This is a genomic window from Pedobacter folensis, from assembly GCF_056490665.1.
The window spans coordinates 2,025,417-2,050,805 of sequence record NZ_JBWJIF010000001.1; the positions used below are offsets into that span (position 1 = coordinate 2,025,417).

Genomic DNA, 25,389 nt, shown 5'->3' on the forward strand with positions numbered 1-25,389 from the left:
AGCGGGAGCGGGACTACAGAGAACCAATAGCTTCTGCAACTGCCTTCCAATAAAAGAAGCTGAAGTTAAGATCTGTTTAGCTTTTAAATAAAAAAATCATCATTGCGAGGCTGGGCTAGTGCGAGCCGAAGCAACCTTTCCCCATAAATTGAAATGCGAATTCTATTTTTTTAGAAAAGCAATACCTGTGGTACTTCGGTTATACCCGTCCCGCCCTTTGCTTAATCCGATATAATTAAGCAATAATAAAAGAAAATCACCTAAATCGGGATAACACTGTCGGTCGGGTTTATTTTACTACAGGTAGCAATACCATTGTAGTGCCTTAAGCCTTTCGTGTGGACACATCTTTTGGTTTGGGTTTTTTATACGTTTTGCTAGCTTGCTTTAATAAATTACAGGTTTAACCGAAGAACACCGTCAATCCCAAGGGCCGGGAGAATCAAAAAAACAGGAGTAGTTCATTACAATTGGCACGAACAAACCTGAAACGCAGTGGTTTTGTGTTCGTAATCACTGAATTAAATCTTAAAAGAGCATTGAACACAAAACAAAGTGCCGTTGTTTTTTTGATGTACGTGAGATTGTGTAAAGGGCCCATTGCTGGATTGACAAAGCGCTTTGGGTACTTTGGCGCTCCAAAGTACCATGCCACCGCGGCATAGAGCGGAAAAATAAATATTTTGCGTTCACGCTCGTTTCTGACGAGTATGAAAATAACAAATCGTTTTTTAAGGATTAATCATTATTTTTTTTACTAAATTTTTTAGTAAATTTGATTCATGGAAAATCTATTTTTAGTGTGTTTGGTCCCTCCTGTTTCTATCGTGGAAGACATCGACGAGATCAGGACATACATTTCAGACAAATTTAATGTGTACGAATCATTAAAACGCCCTGCGCACATCACCCTGTACCCTCCGGTAAAGCTGTCGGCATTTGATGCGGAAAAAAGATTTTTTAGTGCTTTATCGGATGCTTCTTTCAGTCAACCCTTTACACAGGTGCTTAGAAACTTCAATTCATTTTTAGAGCATACCTTTTATCTCGACGTTGAGCAAAATGAAGGACTGATGGCGCTGGAAAAACAGATCACTAAAGCATTACAACCTTTAAAATTGCTGGAGAAAAAAGAAAAGTTTAATCCGCATTTAACTTTAGCTTTCAGGGATGTAAAACCACCTATTTTCAAACAGATTTCTGCCGAATTTAAAGACCGGAAATTTAAACGCGAATTCCCCGTTTCATCCTTTTCAGTTTATAAACACATGGATAAAAGATGGCAACCCTTTAAAGAATTCTCTTTTAAAGATCCCGATACTAAGCCCACAGCATTAAACCTTTTCGGTTAATTAGAATGGCATGCCAATGCCAAAGTTGTATTGTATAAAACGATAGGTATCAGGTCCGTGTGTGGCGTTATAGCTATCTTTAAAATCTCTTGCCCCAGATAAAAATTTGCTGATTACCCACTGATCTGATCCCACAAACTGAGGATCTTTCAGTTTCAGTCCTACATCAAACCTGAAAACAAAATACTGTACATCATACCTTAATCCAATACCAGTACCAATAGCAATTTGCTTGGCCAATTTACTAAGTTTAAATACGGTTAACTCATCCAGCTCTGGCGATTGATAAGCAATCGACTGGCCTTTACGGATATTCCAGATATTACCCGCATCCACAAAAGCGGCGCCTTTCAAAGTTGCACCGAAAAATTTCCGGGCAAGCGTAAACCTATATTCGAAATTAGTCTCGATCCGCATTTCTCCAATCTGGTCAATTCCAAAAACTGCCTTTCGCACTTCATCACTGGCAAGCACCTCTCTGTTATAATTACCAGGGCCAATGGTTCTGGCTTGCCAGGCCCTCAGGCCATTTGATCCCCCCGCAAAAAATAGTTTTTCAAAAGGAATCCCCGTTAAAACGGAATTACCATAGGCATAGGCCAATCCGGTGTTTAAACGGGCAATAAATAGCCTTTCGCCGCCCAAGTGTTTATACCACCTGATATCTACCTCTGGTCTGGAGTACTGATTAAAAGGCAAACCTAATATCTTTGCCGGGTCGTCGTTTGCAGGGTTATGTTTAGATCCCGTTAACTTGGAGATACCTTGCAGCATATTACCTGCTATATCCATCCCTGCCCTTAAATAAACAAAAGTCCTGAATTGGTTTAACTTATCAGCATTCAGCGTATACGTATATTTCATGCCCAATGTTAAATCTTTACGATCGAGCAGCGCAGAATAATAAAGGTTGTTAAACCGGGTAACGGCATCGATCTTGGTCGTATCCAGGTTACCAAAACGGTACTCAAAATTTAATGGCGTAAAAGAGTGCAGCTTAGATTTGGTTTCAAACCAATCGTAAGTAATGGAGTTGATAAAAATCCTCCTTACCGAAACATCTTTTTGTAAGGCATAAATGTAACTCGTTGAAAAGGTGGTGTGCGGCATTCCGTTTCCACCTAAAACCGGGTTGTAAAAAGGAATCATCAATCTCGGTACCGAAATACTGGCACTGATTGAAAAGTCGCGCTGATAAATATCACTAAAAACCTTGGCTCCGTTACCAATCCGCGATTGCAAACCACCTTTTACCTGAAGTTCAAATCGTTCTGCTCCCCTGAAAATATTGTTATTGGTATAGGTATTTCCGATGGTAAAGCCAACTGTTCCCCCATTAAACGGCACCTCACCCTCCACGCGGTTGCTCATTACCTTTTGAGGAGTGAGCAAAATGATCGCATTGATTTTATTAGAAGTACTATCTCTTCTGAAATAATCGATCTTTACATTTTTGAAAACATTGAGCTCATACAAGCGATCGTAAGTGAGGTTTTCATTCCGGATATCATAAAGATCACCTTGCTTCAGAAAATCGTACCGAACGATTGGATTACGCCTGTAGCGCTTGGAAAAATCAGTATATATAATCCCATTCAAAGTATCTTTGCTTAATTTATATCTTGCCGAATCGGGCAAACCATCAGGATTTGGTGCAATTAACAAATGGGTGTAGCCGATATTAAACTGCTTATGCGGACCATTCGCAGGATCGGTTACATTAAGATTCAAATCTATTTTATTAGTCTTGGAGCTTGCTTCGGCACCATACACATCAAAATTCACATAAGGCCTTAAGAAATAGAAATACCCATTTTCTTTCATAATGCGATAAATCTGCTCCCTTTCATAAGTTAAAGAGTCTTCATCGTACTGCATGCCCTTATGTAAATGCGTCATTTTAGCCTTATTCGATTCGTAAAGGTTCTTAATATTTGCATTTGGGATCGAATCGGAAAGTTTCTCAATAAAATAAGCAGGTCCGGGTTTTGCACTGAATACAATTTCGGCCTTTTTATCTGCAATCTTTATGGCAGAAGTTACTTCAGCCTGGCGATAACCCTTACTTTTTAAAAATTTTTGTATCTGTGTTCTCGAAATCTCCACCAGTGTGCTATCCAGAATGGCTGGTGGCGTCCCAAATGGTTTAATGTCGCTGGTTTTATAGCGACCATCTTTTGTATTGAACAAATTGTACAAAGGTACATTGATGCTCAACTTCGATGCTGGTCTGATATCTTTCTGAACATAATTGTAAGCCTGTTCTTCAAATTTAGCATCAACGCTATCGATCGTTACCTTTTTCACTATCGATTGATAGTCGGCAATGTACTTAGTTGATGAGCAGGCCTGAATTAAAACAATAATAAATAGTAATATTGCAGTGCTTTTCAGTTTAATATTTATTGAGTTTTGGTATGCTTTCAAAATCACAGATTAGTTTTATAAAGTCGTTACATCAAAAAAAATACCGTAAAGAACATGGTTTATTTATTGTTGAAGGTATAAAATCCATAAAAGAATTTTTCCAATCAAACTACCAGATCCATACTGTATTTTACAACAGCGAACAATACAATTTGTTACCCAAATTGCCTGCAAATATAAACTTATTTGAAGTAAAGAACGCTGAATTAGACAAGATTAGTACGCTGCAAACGCCACAAGGCTTTTTAGCACTCGTCTACATCCCTAAAAACAAAGAATTAGATCTAAAAGCGCTAAAAAATCAGTTCACTTTGGTTTTAGATGGTGTTCAGGATCCGGGCAATATGGGTACCATCATCAGAACGGCCGATTGGTTTGGCTTTAAAAACATCATCTGCTCTGCAGACTGTGTAGAAGTATTCAATCCAAAAACGGTACAGGCCACAATGGGCTCTTTGGCAAGGGTAAGTATTTATGAAGCAGATTTACCAGCACTACTGGAGAAAAATACCATCCCCGTATTTGGGGCATTGTTAGATGGCGAATCGATTTACAAAACGCAATGGGGAACTGAAGGACTGGTGATTTTAGGCAATGAAGGAAAGGGAATATCGGCAGAAGTGATCAAAAAAATAAATAAACCGGTAACCATTCCGAGAATTGGAGAAGCCGAATCGTTAAACGTGGCCGTAAGTGCAGCAATCTTTTGTGCTGAGTTAGTGCGAGTTCGAAATTAAATTGAGATATTATTTGCGGGCTAACTAATAATTGCTATTTTTGCAGCCTTGAATTTAAGGGTCGAGTGGCCGAGTGGCTAGGCAGAGGTCTGCAAAACCTTCTACAGCGGTTCGAATCCGCTCTCGACCTCCATTTGTACAAATAAAATAATTAAAAGGTTATTACCATGGCAGTTACCAGATTAAAAAGAAAAGACAGAAGAAATAAAAATACAGCTCACCAAGAGGTAGCATTTTTAAAGAGAGCAACTAACATCGAGTTAGGAAGCCGCTCTGCACAACCTAAAAACGATCAATTAGCTAAAAACAATGCTGTTTTAGCTACTTTGGCAAAATAGTTTTTAGAAATCTCTTCTTAAAGATTTAAAGCATCCTTCTGATCAAAGGATGCTTTTTTTTATGCACGGATATTTTTAATACACCAGGTGATAAAAGAATAAATCAAACAGATTCCAATAACCTGCCAATCATCATTCATCCACATTCATCTGGAAGGGCGGAAATATTGTCCAGGTTATACCAAAACTTAGTGTCCTACCCGAATCAACAAAACGATAATTGTAATTATCGTGTCCAAAAGTATAATTGGCAAAAAAACCAAACGCTTTCGTTTTTGGAAATGGATAAACGGTAAGTATGGTTTCACTTCTAAAAGGATCTACAAAAGGATGCGCGCCTTGAATAAGCTCCATCCGCTCCGCAACAGAAGCACGAACATTTTTCAATTGCTTAATAAATTCATATCGAAGCTGCCACCGGTATCGCCCGTAGATCCGAATATCGTTTTCGGTAAAACCACCGAAATTACCTACACCCAAAAACCGGTTATGGTACAACAAAAGCCCGCCTGTAACAGAATGCGTTCTTGAAGGTAGATTTTCACTATTTTTATTATTCCGGTAATTAATCAGCAGTTCGGTTAGATTAGTGGAAAAATTCGCACTTCTACGGTTCAGGATTGCCGAAAGATTGGTTTCTGGTGTAATTTTATCATAAAGCGCCTCACTTTCCGGTGATCCATCAACGAGGGCCTCAGAAAAGGCACTTCCAGACTGCCCATTCGAATAATGGCCACTTTCTAAGGAAATGGCAATAAAATTATTATCATTCAACCTACGCATCATTTGGCCACCAAGCTGTACCCTATACGAGGGCATAATCACAGGCAAAGACTCACTGTCGTACATTCTAAGCTGCGATCTAAAAGCAACGTATGCAGCAAATACATTCTTTTTCAAAGGTTTTTCCATTAAACCTTTCTCCATATTATTAAAAAAGCTGTAACGTACATTTGGGTTTGCTTCGAAAACAAGTTTTTCGGAAGAAAGCACACTGGTTTTATAACCTAGATTTGCATCTTCACCAATCGGATAATACTCGTGGAAATCATTAAAGCTCTTTTGAGCTTTTACTGAAAATACAACACAAGCGAACAACAGCGTTAAAATATTTTTTTTCATATTTTGGGTATTAAAGCATAATATTTTCAATTTTATCAAACAGCGCCGGGTCTATCTTTCCTGTATAGATACGGGAGCCTGATGCTATTTTATTAAAATACCATAAATAGGTAAACCCTTGTTGATTCAACTCAGCAATCAATGATTTCCTGAGATCAATGGAAGTTATTTCCAGAAAAAAAGTCGCATCAATCCGTTCTACTATCGCACCAGACTGAGCGATAAACGTCTTGATGTTATTGAGCTGGGCTTCAGAAGCTCCCGTTACCACAAGAACATTGGCATACAACATAACTAGCTTATTTTAAGAGATTTAATTAATAACTGTATTAAATCTATGCTTAAAGCAGGGCCTGCACAATACCTAGTATTAAGTATTTTTGGAAGATATTTAATGGAGGGGCAATTTTAGTTATTGTTAATTACGGGAACCAGACGAATGGAATAATGCTCCTACAAGAATTCATCTGGATATTTTCAAGTACAGACATCTTTTTTAAGATCAAAAACTTAATTTTATATTATTGTTCATTTATTTTTAAAGTATATGAATCTTAAAAATGTATTAGATCAGCTTAAATCACTGGCAGATGAGAAAGTCCGTGCCATGCATATTAAAAACGGCGCCAGAGAAAACATTTTTGGTGTTAAAATGGGCGACATCAGGGCAGTAGCGAAAAAGATCAAAACCGATCATGAGCTTGCACTTCAACTTTGGGAAACCGAAAATATTGATGCCAGGTTGCTTGCCATTTTAATCCTGAAACCAAAAGCACTATCGGCAGCACAAATTGAGCAGATGGTCGCTTCAGAAAATTTTACCTGGGCTGCAGATTGGTTTTACAACTACATTGTTAAAGAATACCCGGATAAAGAGCAGTTTCGTGAAAAGTGGATGAATTCGGGTAATATTATGCTGGCCCGGGCAGGCTGGAGCCTAACCAGCGGACGTATAAGCCGGGCTCCTGAAGGACTGGACATTCCTGCCATTCTCGATCGGATTGAAAAAGAAATGCCTAAAGTAGCCCCAGAAATCCAATGGACAATGAACACCGCATTGGCGCAGATTGGCATTAACCATCCAGATTATCGAGAAAGCGCTTTAGCTATAGGCGAAAAACTTGGCATATATCGCGATTACCCTGTCTCTAAAGGCTGTACCTCCCCCTTTGCGCCCATCTGGATTAATGAGATGGTAAGCCGGCAGAAGTAGTCTTTTACCTATTATCAGCATATTTCATGTATGCTATCCCTCTATTTGAAGCAGGCCCGACAAATAGTATTTAATCATAAATTCAGGCCTTGTTAAATAAACAATCGTAAGCATCCCGATTATTTTCAATCGGGATAAGGCGAATGGCGGAAAACAAGTACCTATGAAATGCTGTCCTTCATTTTCTAAACATAAAAGACTTTTATAATCATTAGGAAATGAGGCTTCTGTTCTTTTGGCTATTTCAGACCCGCTTTTGGTGCGAGTTCCGATGCTGATTTAGTGCCGATTTATCGGTCAAGGATCGGAAGCTCTCCCCGACAATCGGGTTTATTTAACCTGGGTCGGCGCACTGAAAGCAAGCCGTTGTTTATAAACCCGACAGAAGCGAACACGAATCCGGTTTTTTTCATCGGGTGAAGTAAAGCGGATGGCGGGGCTACAGTACCCATGAAACGTTAAACTTTCATTTCCTAAAAAAGAAAAAATTAATAATGATTAAGAAACGGCTGGTTCTGCTCTTTTGGCAATTTCAGCCCCGATTTTATAGGCAAACCTTGCTAACTAAACCTGATAATAGCGTAAAACCCGCAGGAGAGAAACGAGTGATGGCTCGGTGCAGGGTGACGACTATATTTAAACCAGTTCTTTACAGATGCTTTTGATCAAGCCTGGTCCTTCATATATAAAACCCGTATACAATTGAACTAAAGATGCACCAGCATCTAATTTCTCTTTTGCATCTTTTGCGGAATGTATTCCACCTACTCCAATAATTGGAAATGCTTTGTTTGATTTCGCTGAAAGATAACGAATGACTTCCGTAGAGCGTTCTTTAACAGGTTTACCACTCAAACCACCGGTTTCACCAGTTAAATCTTTCTCAGTAGCCAGATTTTCCCGGCTAATGGTTGTATTGGTGGCAATAATGCCTGCAATTTTGGTTTCCGCAACAATTTCGATAATATCGTCTAATTGCGCATCAGTTAAATCAGGCGCGATTTTTAATAAAATCGGACGTGAGATATCGTTTTTACGATTACGTTGCTGTAAAGTATTCAGGATTTTCTTCAGGGGTTCTTTTTCCTGAAGTTCGCGTAGGCCTGGTGTATTGGGCGAACTTACATTGACCACAAAATAATCGACCACATCAAAAAGGCGATCGAAACATTTAATATAGTCGCTTACGGCATCTTCATTTGGGGTAGCTTTGTTTTTACCAATATTTCCACCTACAACAATATCAGGATGTTTATCTTTTAGCAGACGCAAACGCTCGGCCATTACATCTACCCCCTTATTGTTAAAACCCATCCGGTTAATTAAAGCTTCATCATTAGGTAAGCGGAACATCCGGGGTTTATCGTTTCCGGGCTGAGGCATTGGCGTTACGGTACCCACTTCGATAAATCCGAAGCCTAAATTGCTAAGCGGCTCTACATATTCACCGTTTTTATCAAATCCGGCAGCCAAACCCACAGGATTTCTGAATTTGATGCCAAAAACCTCGCGTTCTAAACCTTTAATATGCACATCAAAGCTGCTACGGATAATGGTTTTACCAAGCGGAAATTTATCATTAAACCATTTTAACCGCTTAACTACAAAATAATGTACGTTTTCAGGGTCAAATTTGAAGAATATTGGTTTAATAAGGCGATACATGGCACGAAGATAAGAACTTAATGCTAATTATGGAAGATGGAAAATGTAAAAGGAAAGATGGAAACCTTTATGACGTACAAAATTTTGGTTGATGACTCATCGTCAATAGTAAAATTGCCATGAGCAGATAGTACACTAGCCTATCAACCATTTACCAAAAGCAATCAACTACAAACCAGCTCACAACTTCCATTCTACATCTTCCATCCTACATCTTCCATCCTACATCTTCCCTTTTACATCCCTAATATGCTGCCGTAAACTGCTCCTGGTGGTGTGCATTATTTTCCAGCTCATCGGCAATAACAATTGCTAAATCTTCCACCGATAAAATAGAACGGCCTTCTTCATTAAAAACCGGACTTGTTTTACCCAAACGGTATTTTCCGGTGCGGCCAGTTGTGATGCCTTGATGCATCTCAATAGCCGGACTAAAAAACAACCAATCCAATTCTTTCTCTTGCTTTAAGGTATTAAAATAATCCCTTACTGCTGTTGCACCTGGCTTGTATTCGGCTGGGAAGTTTGGTCCATCTACAATTTGGTGACCATCGATCTGCAAAGTACCCGCTCCACCAATAAAAATATAACGTTTAACACCCGATGCTTTTACAGCAGCCTGAATGGCCTCTGCGCCCTGTACCGTATCGTTGTATAAATTTGGATTGGCCCAACCCGCGTTAAAAGCACTTACTACTGCATCGGCACCAGTTAAAGCTGTTGCTAGTTTTTCAGTGTCCAAAACATCAACAGCGATCTTACGCACATGATCATCGTTATGCTCAATTTTAGTGGTATCGCGCGCAATGGCGATCACTTCATTCCCACGACTTACTAATTCGTTCAAAATGGCTTTGCCTACAAATCCAGAGGCTCCTATTAATGCTACTTTCATATTATTTAATTTTTAAAATTGATTAATCTGTCTTAAATTGTAATATTTTTTATTACAGTTATGTTTAAAATTTTTTATTTAAAACCTGCACTAAAATCTTTTAAAGTTTTAGCCGAAAGATTCTTTACTAAAGCAGTTTCTGCTTCATCATATAAATCGGTTAAATGTTTAGTGATCTGTCTACCTACCGGACAATCGGGATTAGGTTCATTTTTGCTTTCGCCTAACAGGCTTTTTTGTTTAACGGCCCGGTAAACATCTCCAAGGTTAATATCAGCAGGGTTTTTAGCTAGGGTTGAGCCACCACCCTTCCCTTCTTTACTTTGAACAAAACCGTATTTATGCAAATTGGCCAGTTCCTTTCTCACCAGAACAGGATTACAGTTGATACTACCTGCAATGTATTCAGAATTCAATAGCTGCCCCTTCACCTGATCGAGGAGCGTAAGAATGTGAAGCGATATAGAAAAATGACTGCTATTCATACTGTAACTATTTTTATTACAGAACAAAGGTATGATAATTTTTATACATCATAAAAATTTAACATCATTTAACCCTGCACTGACAATTGTAATGCCTTACCGTTTTATTGATCAATTAAAATTTGAGGATATTGAGCAGATAGGCGTTATATCGAGTATCAATTTAAAACAGTAATAATGATTAAACAGGCACTTAAAAGCTTTTGTTTTTACAAAAATTGTTTTCTAATGTTGATGTCACACGAATTAGCCCCGTATTACCTCACTATAAATATTAATGTTGCTGGCTTATCCTATTTGACTTTCCAGCTGAAAAAAGCCTTTAAATTTCGTACTTTTGCAGCCGAAATGATTTCAATAAATAATTTAACCTTCCTGATTGGCTCAAGGGCCTTGTACGATGACGCGAACTGGCACATTAAACCTGGCGACAGAGCTGGTTTAATCGGCGCCAATGGAACAGGAAAATCAACACTTTTAAAAATAATTGTAGGCGAATACGCACCAAGTTCGGGTACCGTTTCCATGTCGAAAGACTTGAAAATTGGTTACTTAAACCAGGATTTACTCTCTTACGATTCGCACCATAGCATTTTGCATGTGGCCATGGAGGCTTTTGAGCGCCAAAACCAATTGCATGATGAGATTGAAGAACTGCTTAAAAAAATCGAAACCGATTATAGCGAAGAGGTTTTATTTAAATTAAGCGATAAACAGCAAGAGTTTGAAGCTTTAGATGGCTATAACATCGAATATAGGGCCAACGAAATTTTAGCTGGTTTGGGTTTCAGTACGGCAGATCAGTTACGCCCTTTAAATACCTTCTCAGGAGGTTGGCGTATGCGTGTAATGCTGGCAAAAATTTTATTGCAAACACCTGATATCTTATTACTGGATGAGCCTACCAACCACATGGATTTACCTTCCATTAAATGGTTGGAAAACTATTTAATGGGTTTTGAAGGTGCCATTGTAATTGTATCTCACGATAGGTATTTCTTAGATAAAATTGTAAACCGTACGGTAGAATCGCGTAAGGGGAAATTAACCGTTTATGCGGGTAATTATAGCTTCTATGTGGAAGAAAAAGCCTTGCGTGGCGAAATCCAGAAAGGCGAGTTTAAAAACCAACAGGCCAAAATCAAACAGGAAGAACGTTTAATTGAGCGTTTTAAAGCGAAGGCGAGTAAGGCTAAAATGGCACAATCGCGCATGAAAGCTTTAGATAAGATGGAGCGTATTGATGATGTGGATGATGATAACCCAACCGTAAACTTTGCTTTCAAATTCTCTAAACCTTCGGGCAGGCACGTAGTGCGTATAGAACATGCCAATAAGAGTTATCCAAATGTGCATATTTTGGATGATGCTGAAGGCGTGATTGAAAAAGGGGATAAAATTGCCTTGATCGGTGCAAACGGTAAGGGTAAATCTACTCTATTGAGAATGATTGCCGGAGCCGAAAAATTTGAAGGTTTCTGCGAAACTGGTCATAACGTAACCACCACTTTCTTTGCGCAGCACCAATTGGAATCGCTGCATTTAGAAAATTCAATTTTAGAAGAATTACAAGCCTTTGCTCCAAAACATAGCGATACGGAATTACGTAGTATTTTAGGTTGTTTCCTTTTTACCGGTGATGATGTTTTCAAAAAAATCAAAGTACTTTCGGGGGGAGAAAAATCACGCGTGGCCCTGGCTAAATCGTTAACCACAGATTCTAATTTCCTGATTCTGGATGAGCCCACCAACCACCTGGATATCCAGTCGGTTAATATCCTGATTCAGGCATTGCAACAGTTTGAAGGTACTTTTATTGCCGTATCTCACGACAGGTATTTCCTGGATAATGTAGCCAACAAAATCTGGTTTATCGAAAGCGGAAAAATTAAACAATACCCTGGTACTTATGCCGAATATGAAGAATGGAATAGCAAAAGGATAATTCCGGCGGCTAAACCTATTCCGGTTAAAATGCCAGAAAAGCAAAAGGAACAGCCAAAACCTGTTACGCCAAATGCAGCCAATCAATTAAAAAAACTGAACGACGAGCTGCAAAAAACAGAGAAGTTAATTACCGAACTGGAGCAGCAGGTTAAAAATATAGAAGCAGAATTGGCAGATGAGCATGTTTATGCCAACGCCGATAAATTAGCAGAAGCCAACAAACGTTATTTGGCCACTAAACAGGAGTTAGATCTTAGCCAAAATAAATGGGAAAGTTTAGCTGCTGAAATTATGGAGCTGGAGGCTTAGTTTAAGTTAATATAGATATACGGCCGTCTCGATTTATATCGGAACGGCTTTTTTGTTTTGTAATGATTCTTTTTGCCACGGAAACACGGATTAGCACGGAAGGAGTTAAATTCTTCGTCCCGTCATCTCGACTGGAAAGCAGTGGAATGGAGAGGTCTATCTCGAGTTAGATTTCTCGACTTCGTTGCACTCCGCTCGAAATGACAGCACTGGGATCTTCCTTGCCAATCCCTGCCTCGGTGGCTAAACTTAAAGATGGGTTTTGCCACTTCCCAATAAAACTTTACTTTTAACCATGCAGAAAATATTAATTCCGGTTTTATTTTTCATCTCCAGCCTGGCCTTTGCGCAAAACGACAAAACGTTTACCAACGAGAATAAAATTTATCTTCCAAATATTAAAACTGTACTTTGTTATAACAGTAATAAAGAGCAGAGTTTACCTGTAATTATGCTCAACTCGTCAGAAACGATAACTTTTTCGTTCGATGACTTACTGGCGGGGACCCAAAACTACTGGTATACCATTGAACATTGCACCGCAGAATGGGAAACATCGAAAATTTCGAGCATCGATTATTTAGGGAGTTTTAATGATGACCGCATCATCAATTACCGCTACTCTTCTAATACCGCACGAAAATATACACATTACGAAATCAGCTTACCCAATACCCAAATCCAGCCAAAAATTGGGGGAAATTATGTGTTGAAAGTGTATTTAGATGGCGACAAAAACAAACCTGTTATTTCGCAACGCTTTTACATGCTCGACAATCAGGTTGCTGTGGCCGCTGATGTAAATAACTCCATGCAGGTGGAAAACAGGAATTATAAACAAAAAATCAATTTCACCATTAATCACGCCTTCCCTATCCCAAACCCCTATCAGGATGTAAAGGCTGTGGTGATGCAAAACTTTAATGCCAATACCATTCAGGTCAATACCAAACCATCATTTGTAAGGCCGAACCAATTGGTTTATAACGACCTTAATACCAACGATTTTTGGGGAGATAACGAATTCAGGAAGTTTGATACCAGGAGTTTAAGGTATAAGGCTGATAATGTGAAGGATATTTATCGCGATAATCAATCTGTAAACGTAATGCTTTTTCAGGATGCACCCAGAACGGTCGGTGCTTTTGCCAATCAGTACGATGAAAATGGAAACTTTTTTATCCGCAATACCGACGGACGGGACGATAAAACGGAGGCAGAATACATGAGTGTTTTATTTACCTTAAATGCCCCTGCACCCAGCCCGAATGGCGATGCTTATGTTGTTGGCCGGTTTAACAATTACACCATGAGTAATGAAAACAAACTACTTTACGATGCCGGCAGGAAACAGTTTTATGGCAATGTGATACTTAAACAAGGCCTCTACGATTATGAGTTTGCCTGGTATAATAAAGACACCAGGATAATGGAAACTAAACCTTTTGAGGGCGCATTTTTCCAGACTGAAAACAGCTATCAGATTTTTGTTTATTATCGTCGCCCCGGCGCACGCTGGGATACCCTCGTTGGTTACACCAACCTGAGCAATAAAGTTACCGATAGAAGGTAAGTCAGCTTGCAATGTTAATACATCAAAAATGCAAAACAAACGATGTAAGATATATAAGCTTAAATGACCTTGTATTCTTAAGTGGTAAATGAGCTTTTACCTATAATACTCTTAGACAATTAATTATAACTAAGATCGATTTAAAAGATCTTCGCCAATTAGATCCTGAAACAAGTTTAGGATGACGATAGCTTTAATTGTCAACTTGACTTTTAATGTGACAATACTTACCTTTATTGTTACATAAATTTTCTTTGTTTTAAATGTGGTTATTTACTTTAGCATTTCAGAAAGTAACCAGATAAACACCTAGAGAATAAGTGTATCTAACCAAAAATTATGTTTAAAAAGTTAATTGCCGCAGCATTAATAGCCTATCCTTGTGCACACATTTCAGCACAAACTTCCAGTGATTCGTACACACAATCCATTAACGGAACAAAACTAAAATTCGACATGCAGGCTATACCAGCAGGCAAATTTAAGATGGGAAGTAAAACAGGGAAAGCAGATGAGCAACCTGTTCATGAGGTTAAACTCGATGCCTTCTGGATAGGGAAACATGAAGTAACCTGGGATATTTTTGAGCCTTTCCTGTATCGTGATTACGAAAAACAAGCCAGCATAAGTGCTATTCCGGCTGAAGTAGATGCCGTTACCAGACCTACAAAACCTTATCTCGACATGACTTTTGGTATGGGTAAAGAACACCAGCCAGCCGTAGCCATGACCCAATATAACGCCATCCAATTTTGCAAATGGCTATATGTACGTACAGGTATTTTTTACCGTTTGCCAACCGAAGCAGAATGGGAATATGCCTGTAAAGCCGGTACTGAAACCAATTATTCTTTTGGAAATGATGCATCAAAACTAGGTGATTATGCCTGGTACAAGGATAATAGCGATAACAAAACACATCAGGTAGGACAAAAAAAACCGAATGCATGGGGATTATTTGATATGTATGGCAATGTGAGCGAATGGACCTATGATCAATATATCGCTGATTTTTACAGCCAAAGCAAAGATAAAACTGCAGAAAACCCTGTAGCCGTACCTGAAAAACTCTACCCAAATGCAGTTCGTGGCGGCTCCTATGATGAAACGCCCAACAACTTAACTTCAACAGCCAGATTAGCGTCTGATCCATCCTGGAAACAATTAGATCCACAGATTCCTAAAAGCAATTGGTGGTTCCCCGAAGCTCCGTTTGTAGGTATGCGCCTGGTACGTCCGGTAAAAACACCATCGAAAGCAGAAATAGATGCTTATTACAATAAACAACCTATAAAAGACTTTTAAAAAACACAAGCAACCACAATAAAAAAACTAAACACATGAAAAAACCAATTAACCAACAAGATCGTCGCGATTTTTTAAAGGCAACCGCCATGCTGGCAGGTGGAGCCATGATAAGCAGTATTCCATTGGCCGGGGCTTATGCTTCGGGCTCTGACACCATAAAAATTGCCTTGATTGGCTGTGGCGACCGCGGAACAGGCGCTGCTTTCCAGGCATTAAGTACCAAATTCAATATTAAGCTGGTGGCTATGGCCGATGCCTTTCAGGATCGCTTAGACAGCAGTTATCAATCATTAAACGGAAAATTCGCAGCGAAGATGGATGTTCCTAAAGAACGCCAGTTTGTGGGTTTCGATGCTTATTTAAAAGCTATTCCATTAGCTGATGTAGTGTTGTTAACCACTCCTCCGGGCTTCCGTCCTATCCATTTCGAAGAAGCGGTTAAACAGAACAAACAAGTTTTCATGGAAAAACCGGTTGCTGTAGATGCTCCAGGTATTAGAAAGGTTTTGGCCGCAGCGGAAGAAGCTAAAAAGAAAAAATTAAATGTGGTGGTAGGCTTGCAACGCCGTTACCAGACCAACTATCGCGAATCGATGAAACGCATTAACGATGGTGCTATTGGCGATATCATGTCGGGCCAGGTTTACTGGAACAGTGGTGGCGTTTGGGTACGTCCGCGTAAAGCGAACCAAACCGAAATGGAATACCAAATGAGAAACTGGTATTATTTCAACTGGTTATGCGGCGATCATATCGTTGAGCAACATGTACACAATATCGATATTGCCAACTGGATAAAAAACGGACATCCCACCTCCGTACAGGGAACAGGTAGCCGCGCCTGGAGAACAGGGAAAGACTATGGCGAGATTTACGACAATCACTCTATCGAATTAACTTATGCAGATGGCGCGGTAATCCATAGCCAGTGCCGACATTTCGAAGGCATCAGTAACCGGGTGGATGAATCTTTCCAGGGTACCAAAGGTAAGATTTACCTTTCCGGCAGCAACCAGGCCATCATGAAAGATTACAGCGGTAAAGAACTCTATAACCACAATACCAAAGGAAACGCAAATCCTTACCAAACAGAACACGACGAACTGTTCGATGCGGTTTCTAAGGGAGAATACAGATTTAGTAATGTAGATTATGCTGCAACCAGTACGTTCTCTGCAATTATCGGTCGTTATGCCACTTATTCTGGTCAAACCATTAAATGGGATGAGGCTTTAGCGTCGAACATCAGTTTAATGCCTGAGCGTTTTGCATGGGATGCGAACCCAAGATTAATGCCTGATGAAAAAGGACTATACCCTATTGCCATGCCTGGACAAGCAAAGGTGATCTAACACGAAATTGATGCGTTATAGATTTTTGCTTTTCCTGTTACCACTGATTTTTGCTTTCTCTTTGAAAAAGGAGTTAAGGCAATACAAAATCAATGGTCTTGCACAGGGAACTGATTATGCTATAATGTACTATGCTACTGATAGTTTAGCCACTCAGGCAGGCATAGATAGTTTATTAAACCAAATTGATTTATCGATGTCGCTTTACAAAAAGGGATCATTGATAAATCAGTTTAATTCGGCAGAAAAAGAAATCAAAACCGATCGTTTAATAAATGATGTGTTGAAAAGGAGTTTCGAGATCAATCAGGATACAAAAGGAGTTTTCGATATTACTGTTGCCCCACTGGTTCAGGTCTGGGGCTTTGGTCCGAAAGAGTCTAAAACCGAACCAGATCCCTCCGCCATTAAATCGATACTGGCCTGCGTAGGCATGAAAAACCTGAAGCTAAAGAATGGCTTATTAACCAAACTGAAACCCTGCGTGCAAATTGATTTAAACGGAATTGCCCAGGGATACAGCGTCGATTTAATTGCTGCTTATCTCGAAAAAAAAGGCATTAAACAGTATGTGGCCGAATTAGGAGGTGAAATTCGGATTTCAGGACCTAAACCCAATGGCGAAACGATGAAAATTGGTATTGAAGGACCCGATAAAGATGGCACTCCCGTAATCAGGCACATTGCCGCCATCAATTCTGGCGCCATTACCACCTCTGGCAATTACCGGAAATTCCACCAGAGCGGGAAGAAAAAGATTTCTCACCTGATCGATTCTAAAACCGGTTATCCTTTAGATAATGAGATGATTAGCGTAACCGTATACGCCAATGATGCCATTACAGCAGATGGCTATGACAATGCCTTAATGGCCATGCACCTTAAAGATGCCATTGCCTTTGTAGAAAGCAGAAAAAACCTCGAAGCTTATTTTGTGTACCACCAAAAAGATGGCAAAGTAGCCGACACCTTAACCACAGGATTTAAAAAATTAATTACACACTAGTATCTATCCGTTTAATAACAAACCGATGAAAAGAAGTGAATTTATAAGAAACAGCTTATTCACTGCCGGTGCAATTGCTACCGGGGCAGGAATTAACAATACTTTTGCGGCTGAAAAGTCTAATATCCTAAGCGATAAGGTTTTTAACATGGATTATGCCCCACATCAGGGCATGTTCGAAAACCATGCAGGCAAGAATTTTTTAGATCAGATCCAGTTTATGTACGATAAGGGTTTCCGTGCTATCGAAGATAACGGTTACCTCAACCGCTCGATAGAAGAACAGGAAAAAATTGGAAACCTGCTGGCCAAACTGGGTATGCGCATGGGTGTTTTCGTTGTAGATGGCGGCGATAACTGGAAAACCTCTTTAACCACCGGAAAAAAGGAGTTTAAAGATAAATTTGTCGAAACCTGTAAAAAATCAGTAGAAGCAGCTAAACGCTGTAATGCTAAATGGCTTACCGTAGTACCTGGTTTTTACGAACGTAATTTACCTTATGGCAATCAATTTGCCAATGTAATTGATGCCATGCGTGCCGGTGCAGAGATTTTTGAACCCCACGGTTTAATTATGGTTTTGGAAACCTTGAGCGATACCCCGGAGCTTTTCCTTCAAAAAACAAATGAAACTTATGCAGTTTGTAAAGCGGTAAAAAGTCCTTCGTGTAAAATCCTTTATGATATTTACCACATGCAACGTACAGAAGGTGATTTAATCAAAACCATCGATCGCTGCTGGGACGAAATTGCATACATCCAGATTGGTGATAATCCAGGGCGGAAAGAACCTACCACCGGAGAGATCAATTATAAAAACCTCTTTAAACACCTGCACAAAAAAGGTTATAAGGGTGTGATGGGGATGGAACATGGCAACTCCAAAGGTGGAAAAGAAGGCGAACTGGCTGTTATTTCGGCTTACCGGGCTGAGGATAACTTTTTGTAAATAAAAAAATTCGTTGTTGCGAGAAGGAACGACAGCCTGCCCCAAATTTCGGGAAAGCAATCTTAAAACAATCACCACTAGCGGGCGCATTAAGATTCCCGTCTGCACGGGAATGACGCGTGGAGGGTTAGATGTCAGCGTCATTCCCAACTTGATTGGGAATCGTAATGCGTTGAAACGGCATTAAGCTGCTAGGATTCTATTCTGCACAGGAATGGCGCGTATGGTTAAATGTCACCGTCATTGTGAGAAGGAACGATAGCCTGTCCCGAATTTCGGGAAAGCAATCTTAAAACAATCACCACTAGCGGGCGCATTAAGATTCCCATCTGCACGGGAATGACGCGTGGAGGATTAGATGTCAGCGTCATTCCCAACTTGATTGGGAATCGTAATGCGTCGAAAAGGCATTAAAGCTACTTGGATTCTAGTCTGCACAGGAATGGTGTGTATGGTAAATGTCAGCGTCATTCCCAACTTGATTGGGAATCTTAATGCGTTGAAACGGCATTAAGCCAACGCCGTGGTCTGTGTCCCCACAGACCACAATATCACCCTCTTCTCCTACCCCACCTTCAACACCCAAACCGATACACTTCCGGCATTACAGTGAAACTCGGCCCAGCCATTTTCATCAATGATTACCTCCTGCTCCCTATAACCTAAGGCATCAACAAAGGTTTTTCCGGCAAAGTGTTTACCGATTTCCATTTCTTTAAAGCCTTCTTCTCCTGTGCTCATCAATACCGCCAGGCCGCTATTTTCATGTTCCTCATCACCTGTACGGGTCCAGCCGACACAAATACTATGGTCAAAATAATCGCGCTGCTCGCCATAGGCTAAAGCTGTACGGATTTTACTCATGGTTTCTACCACCGGAATTGGAACCAACTCTACATGTACCTCATCCCCTTCTTTGTCTTTATCATCATAAATTCCCCCATACAGATCGGGAAAGAACAAACATGGAATACCCTGTATACGCAACAGGATAATCGCATAAGCCAAAGGCCTGAACCAAAAATCGACATAAGATTCGAGTGCCTGCAAAGGTTGCGAATCATGATTATCAACAAATGTTACGGCCAAATCCGGCTTCACCTGAACCAGGGTTCCATCAAAAATCGTTTGCATATCAAATGCTTCATCCTTACTCGCCAGGAAAAAATTATGGTGCAAAAGTGAATCGAATATTTGCGTTCTGCCACCGGTGATTTCGATATAGTTTAATTGCCCCTCTCTATCCACCACATTCCAATCTTCGGCCACAATAAAAAACTCCCGGTTAAATTTTTGATTCAGGTGATCGATCCACTCTACAATAAAATCCGGATTGATGTGTTTAACCGCATCCAATCGAAAACCATCTACTTTGGTGGTTTCGACAACCCATTCACCCCAGTATTTTAACTCTTCCACAACCGCCCTGTTGCGGTAATCGATATCATTAAACATCAGGTAATCGTAATTGCCAAATTCAGTAGAAGGAACTTCTTCAAAACCTTCACCTAAATAATTCTGGATCGAATAAATGGCTGTTTCTTGGAGGTCTTCTGCCCAGTCTACGCCGCTAAAGCATTCATGATTCCAAATGAATTCAGAATATTTCCCTTGCCGCGCAGGAAAAGTAAACTTCGTCCAGGCTTCTATTTCGAAAACATCGCTGGTAAATTCGTTTCTATTTTCAGGGTTTACAGTTCTAACGGCTACTTTTTCAAGTTCATCACCCCCAGCTTTGTGGTTAAAAACCACATCGGCTAAAACACCAATCCCATTATCGTGAAGTGCTTCAATCGCTTTGATATATTCGTCTTTCGAGCCATGTTTGGTATTTACACTTCCTTTCTGGTCGAACTCACCTAAATCGAATAAATCATAAACGGCATAACCAACATCATAGGCCGCATTATTCGATTTATAAGCCGGAGGCAGCCAAACGGATGTTATACCAATTTCTTTTAAATGACTGGCTTCGGCAGCTACTTTAGTCCACAAATTTTGTTCTTCATTATAATACCAATGGAAAAATTGGATCAGGGTCTGGTTTTGCATTAATTCGATTTTTTTAAGGATAACATGATTGCTGATGAATTGTTTTCGGATTTACATCAGGAACCCTGCAAATTCTTGTCCCGCTGATGGCGCTGATCACCGCAGAAAAAACAAATAAATCTGCGAAAATCGATTAAATCTGCGGGAATATACTTACATATCTTGTCCCACTGATGGCGCAGATCAACGCAGAAAAACAAACAGATCTGCGAAAATCTATTGAATCTGCGGGAACATAACTTACACATTCTTGTCCCGCTGATGGCGCAGATCACCGCAGAAAAACAAACAGATCTGCGAAAATCTATTGAATCTGCGGGAACATAACTTACACATCTTGTCCCGCTGATGGCGCAGATCACCGCAGAAAAACAAACAGATCTGCGAAAATCTATTGAATCTGCGGGAACATAACTTACACATCTTCTCCTGCTGATTGCGCAGGTCACCGCAGAAAAAACAAATAAATCTGCGAAAATCTATTAAATCTGCGGCAACATAACTTATACATCTTGTCCCGCTGACTGCGCACATCACCGCAGAAAACGGATGGCATATTGCGAACCCATAACATTATGCTGATCATGAAATAGATCCTGAAATAAATTCAGGATGACGACCGCCTATCTTATTTTAACCACATTTTACTTACTTTTGCGCTTAAATGAGTTTAAAAAAGAAATTTGCCAGAGAAAGTTTTACCATCATGAATGAATTGGTATTACCAAACGATACCAATACCTTAAATAACCTGATGGGTGGGCGTTTGCTTCACTGGATGGATATTGCAGCGGCAATTTCGGCTCAAAAACACTGTAACCGCATTGTAGTAACCGCTTCGGTTGATAACGTTTCTTTTAAGCACCCCATTAAATTAGGCGATGTAATTACCATTGAGGCCAAAGTAACCAGGGCTTTTAATACTTCGGTGGAGGTTCGTTTAGATGTTTGGGCAGAGAATATTCCAAGTGGTGCACGCCAAAAAAGTAACGAGGCTTACTATACCTTTGTTGCAGTTGACCAGAGTGCCCGTACCATACCTGTACCAGAACTTATCCCGGAAACGCCCGAAGAAAAGGATTTGTTTGATGGCGCTTTACGCCGCAGGCAATTACGTTTGGTTTTAGGCGGAAAAATGAATCCTGATGATGCCAGCGAACTAAAAGCACTTTTCTTTAAAGCATAATTTTTACATTAAATTCCTTTCTGCTTAGCATGATTGTTTTATTTTAGCGCTTTACCCTACGCTGAAAAATATGACAACTTATACCATTCTTATTATTTTAAGCGGATTAGTTATTTTCTCTTATCTGTTTGATTTAGTGGCGAGTAAAACCAAAATACCCTCGGTTTTATTACTACTGCTTTTGGGTATTGGTTTACGTTTACTGGTTGATAACCTGAAGATACAAACCTTCAATTTTCTCTCTATCCTACCCACATTGGGTACTGTAGGTTTGATTTTGATTGTTTTTGAGGGCTCGCTGGAACTTAAATACGACCGGCATAAAAACAAGATTATCCGCAGTGCCTTTTTCTCTGCTTTAAGCATTTTATTGGGTACGATCGCTGTAATTACCACTATTATTTACCAGATCAGCCACCACGATTTATATACCTGTATTGCAAATGCCATTCCCTTCAGCGTAATCAGTTCGGCTATTGCCATCCCTTCGGCAGCGGCATTAAACAACCACGACAAAGAATTTGTAATTTATGAATCTTCTTTCTCCGATATTTTAGGGATTATCATCTTCAATTTTGCCATTACCAACCATTCGATCACTACATCGGCTTTTATTGGCTTAGGTTTAAGTACCTTCCTAATCCTTTTACTATCGGCCATTGCCTGTGTGGTGTTGCTGTACGTGATGGGACGATTGGTGCATCACATTAAATTCTTTTTAATTATAGCCATCCTAATACTGGTTTATGCCATTGGTCAATCCTACCACCTCTCCTCCCTGGTGTTAATTTTAAGCACGGGCCTGTTCCTGAACAATGCTGATGCCATTGAGAATGCCTGGTTCAGAAGTGTCTTTTTATACAAAAATTTAACGGCCGATTTATCCCAGCTCTATCAGTTATCGGCAGAAAGCGCCTTTATCCTCCGTACTTTTTTCTTCGTAATTTTTGGCTTTACCATGAATATAAGCAGCCTGAACGATAAAATTGTACTGGCCAATGGTTTCTTCATGCTTATATCGATTTACATCATCAGAGTGGTGTTTCTCAAAATATTCAAAAAAGAAAACCTGAGTCCGATTTTATACATTGCACCCCGCGGACTCATTAGTATTTTGCTTTATTTTAACCTGCCAGATTCTTTAAAAATACCGGAGGTTGGTACACCGTTTCTGTTCCTGGTGGTCTTGGGATCGAGTATTGTCATGACGCTGGGGATAACCTTGAGTAAAAGAAATAGTGTGGTTCATTAGTCATTGGTTCATTGGTCATTAGTTGATTTGGTTAATTGTATAAACTGGTTAACCGATTAATTGAGGCCAGTCATTAGTTCATTGGTCATTAGTTCATTTGGTTAATTGTATAAACTGGTAACTCTCCAAACGCCATACGCCCATCGCAATACGCCCTACGCCTAAGGCTTAAACTTAGCCGAAATGGTTTTTAGCTGGTGCAACTCGGCCAGTACATTTGGATTGGCCTGATAATAAATAGAATAATAACTGAGTTCGTTTAACTTATTTCCATCTGGTTTACGAAAGTTAAAACGTGCAAGATTCGGATTAATGGCATGAATAGGTAGTGCAACAGCATTTGCAAGTACCGTAAAAATGACAGAAAAAAAAGTAGCTGATACATCTTCCTTAAAGGTCGGCTCTTCCTTACCCCATTGATCAACCATTCTACCACTAGCGTCCATTTTATATTCTTCAGACCGGGTTTCACCAATTTTAATAAAACTCATCCCTTCATAGCCTTTTTTAATCGTTCTGATCTGTACGGTTTTAATTTCGCTTACCGGAACCTTGATAAATTCGCCGTCATGATTCAGAATGGCATTCACTGAATCAACTTTATATAAAATGCCTTTGTATTTCCCATTTTGGGTTTTAAGAACGGCGATATAGGGTTTTATACTTTGCGCCTGTGCCAGAGTAAGCAAGAAGAAAAAGAGAAGTGTAAAATAGATGGTTTTCATATGAGGTATTAAGAACTTATTTAAGTTAATACATTTTTTACTTAATTTAAAGATTTCTGTAAAGGTGAGGATTAATTTATTGTATAAAATTCAATATTAATGATGTATACATTTATTTTTTTGGCTCCGGGCAAAGCCTTGCCTCGGCTCGCCGCCGCCGAAGGGCTTTTTCTTTTTGATGTCAAAAAGACCAGCGGAGCTAGCTAGAACGCAGTTAAAAAAATGAAAACAGGTGAAAAAACAAAAAACACCGGCTGAAAATTTTTCTTTCGAAGCTAGTGAGACGGCTTTTTCAGTGGAGCCCGAAAAATTTGTTAGGCCGGATTTAAGTAGAACGGAGACTTAATGCTACGGCCTAGCTATGCGGAAATGCCTAGGCACTACAAGTACTCATCAACAGACAACTGCAAGATAACATCATTGATAGCGGAGTCGAAATGTTACAAAAAACAGCTCATTAAGGTTTATCAGTATAATAAGCTTTTGAATACTTTTCAAGTTTCTGATACTCGTTTGCAAAAAGACTCATGTCTTTATTAATTCTGAGCATCATTTTATTGGCTAAAATCTCACAGGCCAATCCATAACCTACACCAGCTACAACCCCGGCAGATGTTATAGTCGCTAAAATAGTCAACTGCGAATCATCAGGAAGATCGCTCAAAAATGCTGTAGAACCAATAGCGGCACCGCAAATGGTACCGTACAACAAGCCTTGTGCAGTTGTAAAGCTATTTTTCTTCAAACGAATACTCATGATGTTTTGAGCCTTGATCACCACAGATTTTCCATGATCCATAACCGTAAGTCCTTCACTATTTATTTTCTCCAAAATTCCTTTATGGGTGCCTAAAGAATCCGTTCTTACCTTAACCTGGTAATTGATATATTCCTGCGACCTGCTTTCGCTTACAAACAGGCAGGTAACCAGAATAATAATGGTAGCGATTATGTTAAACTTCATGTTGAGTGCGTTAATATTAAACTGAAAACTGTTAATTGCTAACTGTTAATTGCTAACTGAAAACTGCAAACTGATCAGCTTCCCATTTCCAGAATCTTATCAAATTCTGCTGCTTTTAAGGGCATAACTGATAACCGTCCTTGTCTAACCAACGAAATATCGGTTAAACTAGGTTCAGCCTTAATTTGTTCGAGTGAAACCGGGTTTTTCAGCGTTTCTACAGGAGATAAATCAACCACTACCCAGTTGGCATCATCAGTAGTGGGATCCTGATAAAACTCTTTTACTACTTTTGCAATACCCACCACATTTTTACCTTCATTACTGTGATAAAAAAGCACCAAATCACCCTCTTTCATCGCTTTTAGGTTATTCCGTGCCTGATAATTACGAACGCCATCCCAAAAGGTACGACCATCTTTGTTAAACTTTTCCCAACTGTATTTAAAAGGCTCTGATTTTACTAACCAATGATTCATGCTACGCTTTGTTTATTTCTATGATTGAAGCTCAAAACTAACAAAACGGAATG

At 39.6% G+C, this 25,389-nt stretch carries 22 protein-coding genes and 1 tRNA gene; 13 read left to right on the forward strand and 10 right to left on the reverse strand.

The features are described from left to right. Positions 1–782 precede the first annotated feature (782 nt). Complete coding sequence (locus AC04QZ_RS07840; protein ID WP_478357302.1) at positions 783–1,352, forward strand: 2'-5' RNA ligase family protein; 570 nt, start codon at positions 783–785, stop codon at positions 1,350–1,352. On the opposite strand, the gene tamL is transcribed toward AC04QZ_RS07840, so the two are convergent. Continuing rightward, a complete protein-coding gene (tamL, locus tag AC04QZ_RS07845; RefSeq protein ID WP_478357303.1) occupies positions 1,353–3,779 on the reverse strand; it encodes a translocation and assembly module lipoprotein TamL in 2,427 nt (808 codons plus the stop codon). It abuts the gene before it with no gap. Between tamL and AC04QZ_RS07850 the strand changes: the two genes are divergently transcribed. The 3 genes from AC04QZ_RS07850 (at position 3,770) to AC04QZ_RS07860 (ending at position 4,854) form a co-directional block, all read left to right on the forward strand. Next, the gene (locus tag AC04QZ_RS07850; protein WP_478357304.1) at positions 3,770–4,516 is read left to right on the forward strand and encodes a TrmH family RNA methyltransferase; all 747 of its coding nucleotides are present in this window, start codon (positions 3,770–3,772) and stop codon (positions 4,514–4,516) included. The genes tamL and AC04QZ_RS07850 overlap by 10 nt on opposite strands. Positions 4,517–4,575: 59 nt before the next feature. Next, positions 4,576–4,649, forward strand: a tRNA-Cys gene (locus AC04QZ_RS07855). A 34-nt stretch (positions 4,650–4,683) separates the two neighbouring features. Beyond that, a complete protein-coding gene (locus AC04QZ_RS07860; RefSeq protein WP_057933572.1) occupies positions 4,684–4,854 on the forward strand; it encodes a hypothetical protein in 171 nt (56 codons plus the stop codon). 132 nt (positions 4,855–4,986) lie between these two features. Here the strand turns inward: AC04QZ_RS07860 and AC04QZ_RS07865 are convergent, their stop codons facing one another. Then, the gene (locus tag AC04QZ_RS07865; RefSeq protein WP_478357305.1) at positions 4,987–5,976 is read right to left on the reverse strand and encodes a hypothetical protein; all 990 of its coding nucleotides are present in this window, start codon (positions 5,974–5,976) and stop codon (positions 4,987–4,989) included. Between the two features lie 10 nt (positions 5,977–5,986). After that, complete coding sequence (locus AC04QZ_RS07870) at positions 5,987–6,268, reverse strand: hypothetical protein (RefSeq protein ID WP_086547252.1); 282 nt, start codon at positions 6,266–6,268, stop codon at positions 5,987–5,989. A 255-nt stretch (positions 6,269–6,523) separates the two neighbouring features. On the opposite strand from AC04QZ_RS07870, the gene AC04QZ_RS07875 reads away from it, so the two are divergent. After that, positions 6,524–7,189, forward strand: a complete 666-nt coding sequence (locus AC04QZ_RS07875; RefSeq protein ID WP_086547253.1) for a DNA alkylation repair protein — start codon at positions 6,524–6,526, stop codon at positions 7,187–7,189. 636 nt (positions 7,190–7,825) lie between these two features. Here AC04QZ_RS07875 and AC04QZ_RS07880 read toward each other — a convergent pair. The 3 genes from AC04QZ_RS07880 to AC04QZ_RS07890 form a co-directional block, all read right to left on the reverse strand. Next, positions 7,826–8,854 (reverse strand): quinone-dependent dihydroorotate dehydrogenase, encoded by a 1,029-nt coding sequence (locus AC04QZ_RS07880; RefSeq protein WP_478357307.1) that lies wholly within the window; start codon positions 8,852–8,854, stop codon positions 7,826–7,828. A 244-nt stretch (positions 8,855–9,098) separates the two neighbouring features. Continuing rightward, positions 9,099–9,749: an NAD(P)-dependent oxidoreductase gene (locus AC04QZ_RS07885; protein WP_478357308.1), complete on the reverse strand. Its 651-nt coding sequence runs from the start codon at positions 9,747–9,749 to the stop codon at positions 9,099–9,101. 74 nt (positions 9,750–9,823) lie between these two features. Continuing rightward, positions 9,824–10,234, reverse strand: coding sequence for an Rrf2 family transcriptional regulator (locus AC04QZ_RS07890; RefSeq protein WP_086547256.1), 411 nt, complete (start codon positions 10,232–10,234; stop codon positions 9,824–9,826). 348 nt (positions 10,235–10,582) lie between these two features. On the opposite strand from AC04QZ_RS07890, the gene AC04QZ_RS07895 reads away from it, so the two are divergent. The 6 genes from AC04QZ_RS07895 (at position 10,583) to AC04QZ_RS07920 (ending at position 18,678) form a co-directional block, all read left to right on the forward strand. Then, positions 10,583–12,490 (forward strand): ABC-F family ATP-binding cassette domain-containing protein, encoded by a 1,908-nt coding sequence (locus tag AC04QZ_RS07895; RefSeq protein WP_086549379.1) that lies wholly within the window; start codon positions 10,583–10,585, stop codon positions 12,488–12,490. A 295-nt stretch (positions 12,491–12,785) separates the two neighbouring features. Further along, positions 12,786–14,063, forward strand: a complete 1,278-nt coding sequence (locus AC04QZ_RS07900; protein ID WP_478357309.1) for a type IX secretion system plug protein — start codon at positions 12,786–12,788, stop codon at positions 14,061–14,063. Positions 14,064–14,402: 339 nt separating this feature from the next. Beyond that, positions 14,403–15,368: a formylglycine-generating enzyme family protein gene (locus AC04QZ_RS07905; protein WP_086547258.1), complete on the forward strand. Its 966-nt coding sequence runs from the start codon at positions 14,403–14,405 to the stop codon at positions 15,366–15,368. 35 nt (positions 15,369–15,403) lie between these two features. Beyond that, entirely contained in the window at positions 15,404–16,723 is a 1,320-nt protein-coding gene (locus tag AC04QZ_RS07910; RefSeq protein WP_086547259.1) for a Gfo/Idh/MocA family protein, read from the forward strand. A gap of 10 nt (positions 16,724–16,733) precedes the next feature. Then, positions 16,734–17,729, forward strand: coding sequence for an FAD:protein FMN transferase (locus AC04QZ_RS07915; protein ID WP_478357310.1), 996 nt, complete (start codon positions 16,734–16,736; stop codon positions 17,727–17,729). Positions 17,730–17,754: 25 nt separating this feature from the next. Next, positions 17,755–18,678 (forward strand): hydroxypyruvate isomerase family protein, encoded by a 924-nt coding sequence (locus AC04QZ_RS07920; RefSeq protein WP_478357311.1) that lies wholly within the window; start codon positions 17,755–17,757, stop codon positions 18,676–18,678. Positions 18,679–19,242: 564 nt separating this feature from the next. Here AC04QZ_RS07920 and AC04QZ_RS07925 read toward each other — a convergent pair. Next, the gene (locus tag AC04QZ_RS07925) at positions 19,243–20,730 is read right to left on the reverse strand and encodes an alpha-amylase (protein ID WP_478357312.1); all 1,488 of its coding nucleotides are present in this window, start codon (positions 20,728–20,730) and stop codon (positions 19,243–19,245) included. A 664-nt stretch (positions 20,731–21,394) separates the two neighbouring features. Here AC04QZ_RS07925 and AC04QZ_RS07930 point away from each other — a divergent pair. Then, a complete protein-coding gene (locus AC04QZ_RS07930) occupies positions 21,395–21,916 on the forward strand; it encodes an acyl-CoA thioesterase (RefSeq protein ID WP_086547263.1) in 522 nt (173 codons plus the stop codon). A 70-nt stretch (positions 21,917–21,986) separates the two neighbouring features. After that, complete coding sequence (locus tag AC04QZ_RS07935; protein WP_086547264.1) at positions 21,987–23,168, forward strand: cation:proton antiporter; 1,182 nt, start codon at positions 21,987–21,989, stop codon at positions 23,166–23,168. A gap of 161 nt (positions 23,169–23,329) precedes the next feature. On the opposite strand, the gene AC04QZ_RS07940 is transcribed toward AC04QZ_RS07935, so the two are convergent. The 3 genes from AC04QZ_RS07940 to AC04QZ_RS07950 form a co-directional block, all read right to left on the reverse strand. Beyond that, entirely contained in the window at positions 23,330–23,893 is a 564-nt protein-coding gene (locus AC04QZ_RS07940; RefSeq protein WP_478357313.1) for a hypothetical protein, read from the reverse strand. 457 nt (positions 23,894–24,350) lie between these two features. Continuing rightward, positions 24,351–24,857, reverse strand: coding sequence for a hypothetical protein (locus tag AC04QZ_RS07945; protein WP_478357314.1), 507 nt, complete (start codon positions 24,855–24,857; stop codon positions 24,351–24,353). Positions 24,858–24,931: 74 nt separating this feature from the next. Further along, the gene (locus tag AC04QZ_RS07950; RefSeq protein ID WP_478357315.1) at positions 24,932–25,336 is read right to left on the reverse strand and encodes an EVE domain-containing protein; all 405 of its coding nucleotides are present in this window, start codon (positions 25,334–25,336) and stop codon (positions 24,932–24,934) included. Between the last annotated feature and the right edge of the window lie 53 nt (positions 25,337–25,389).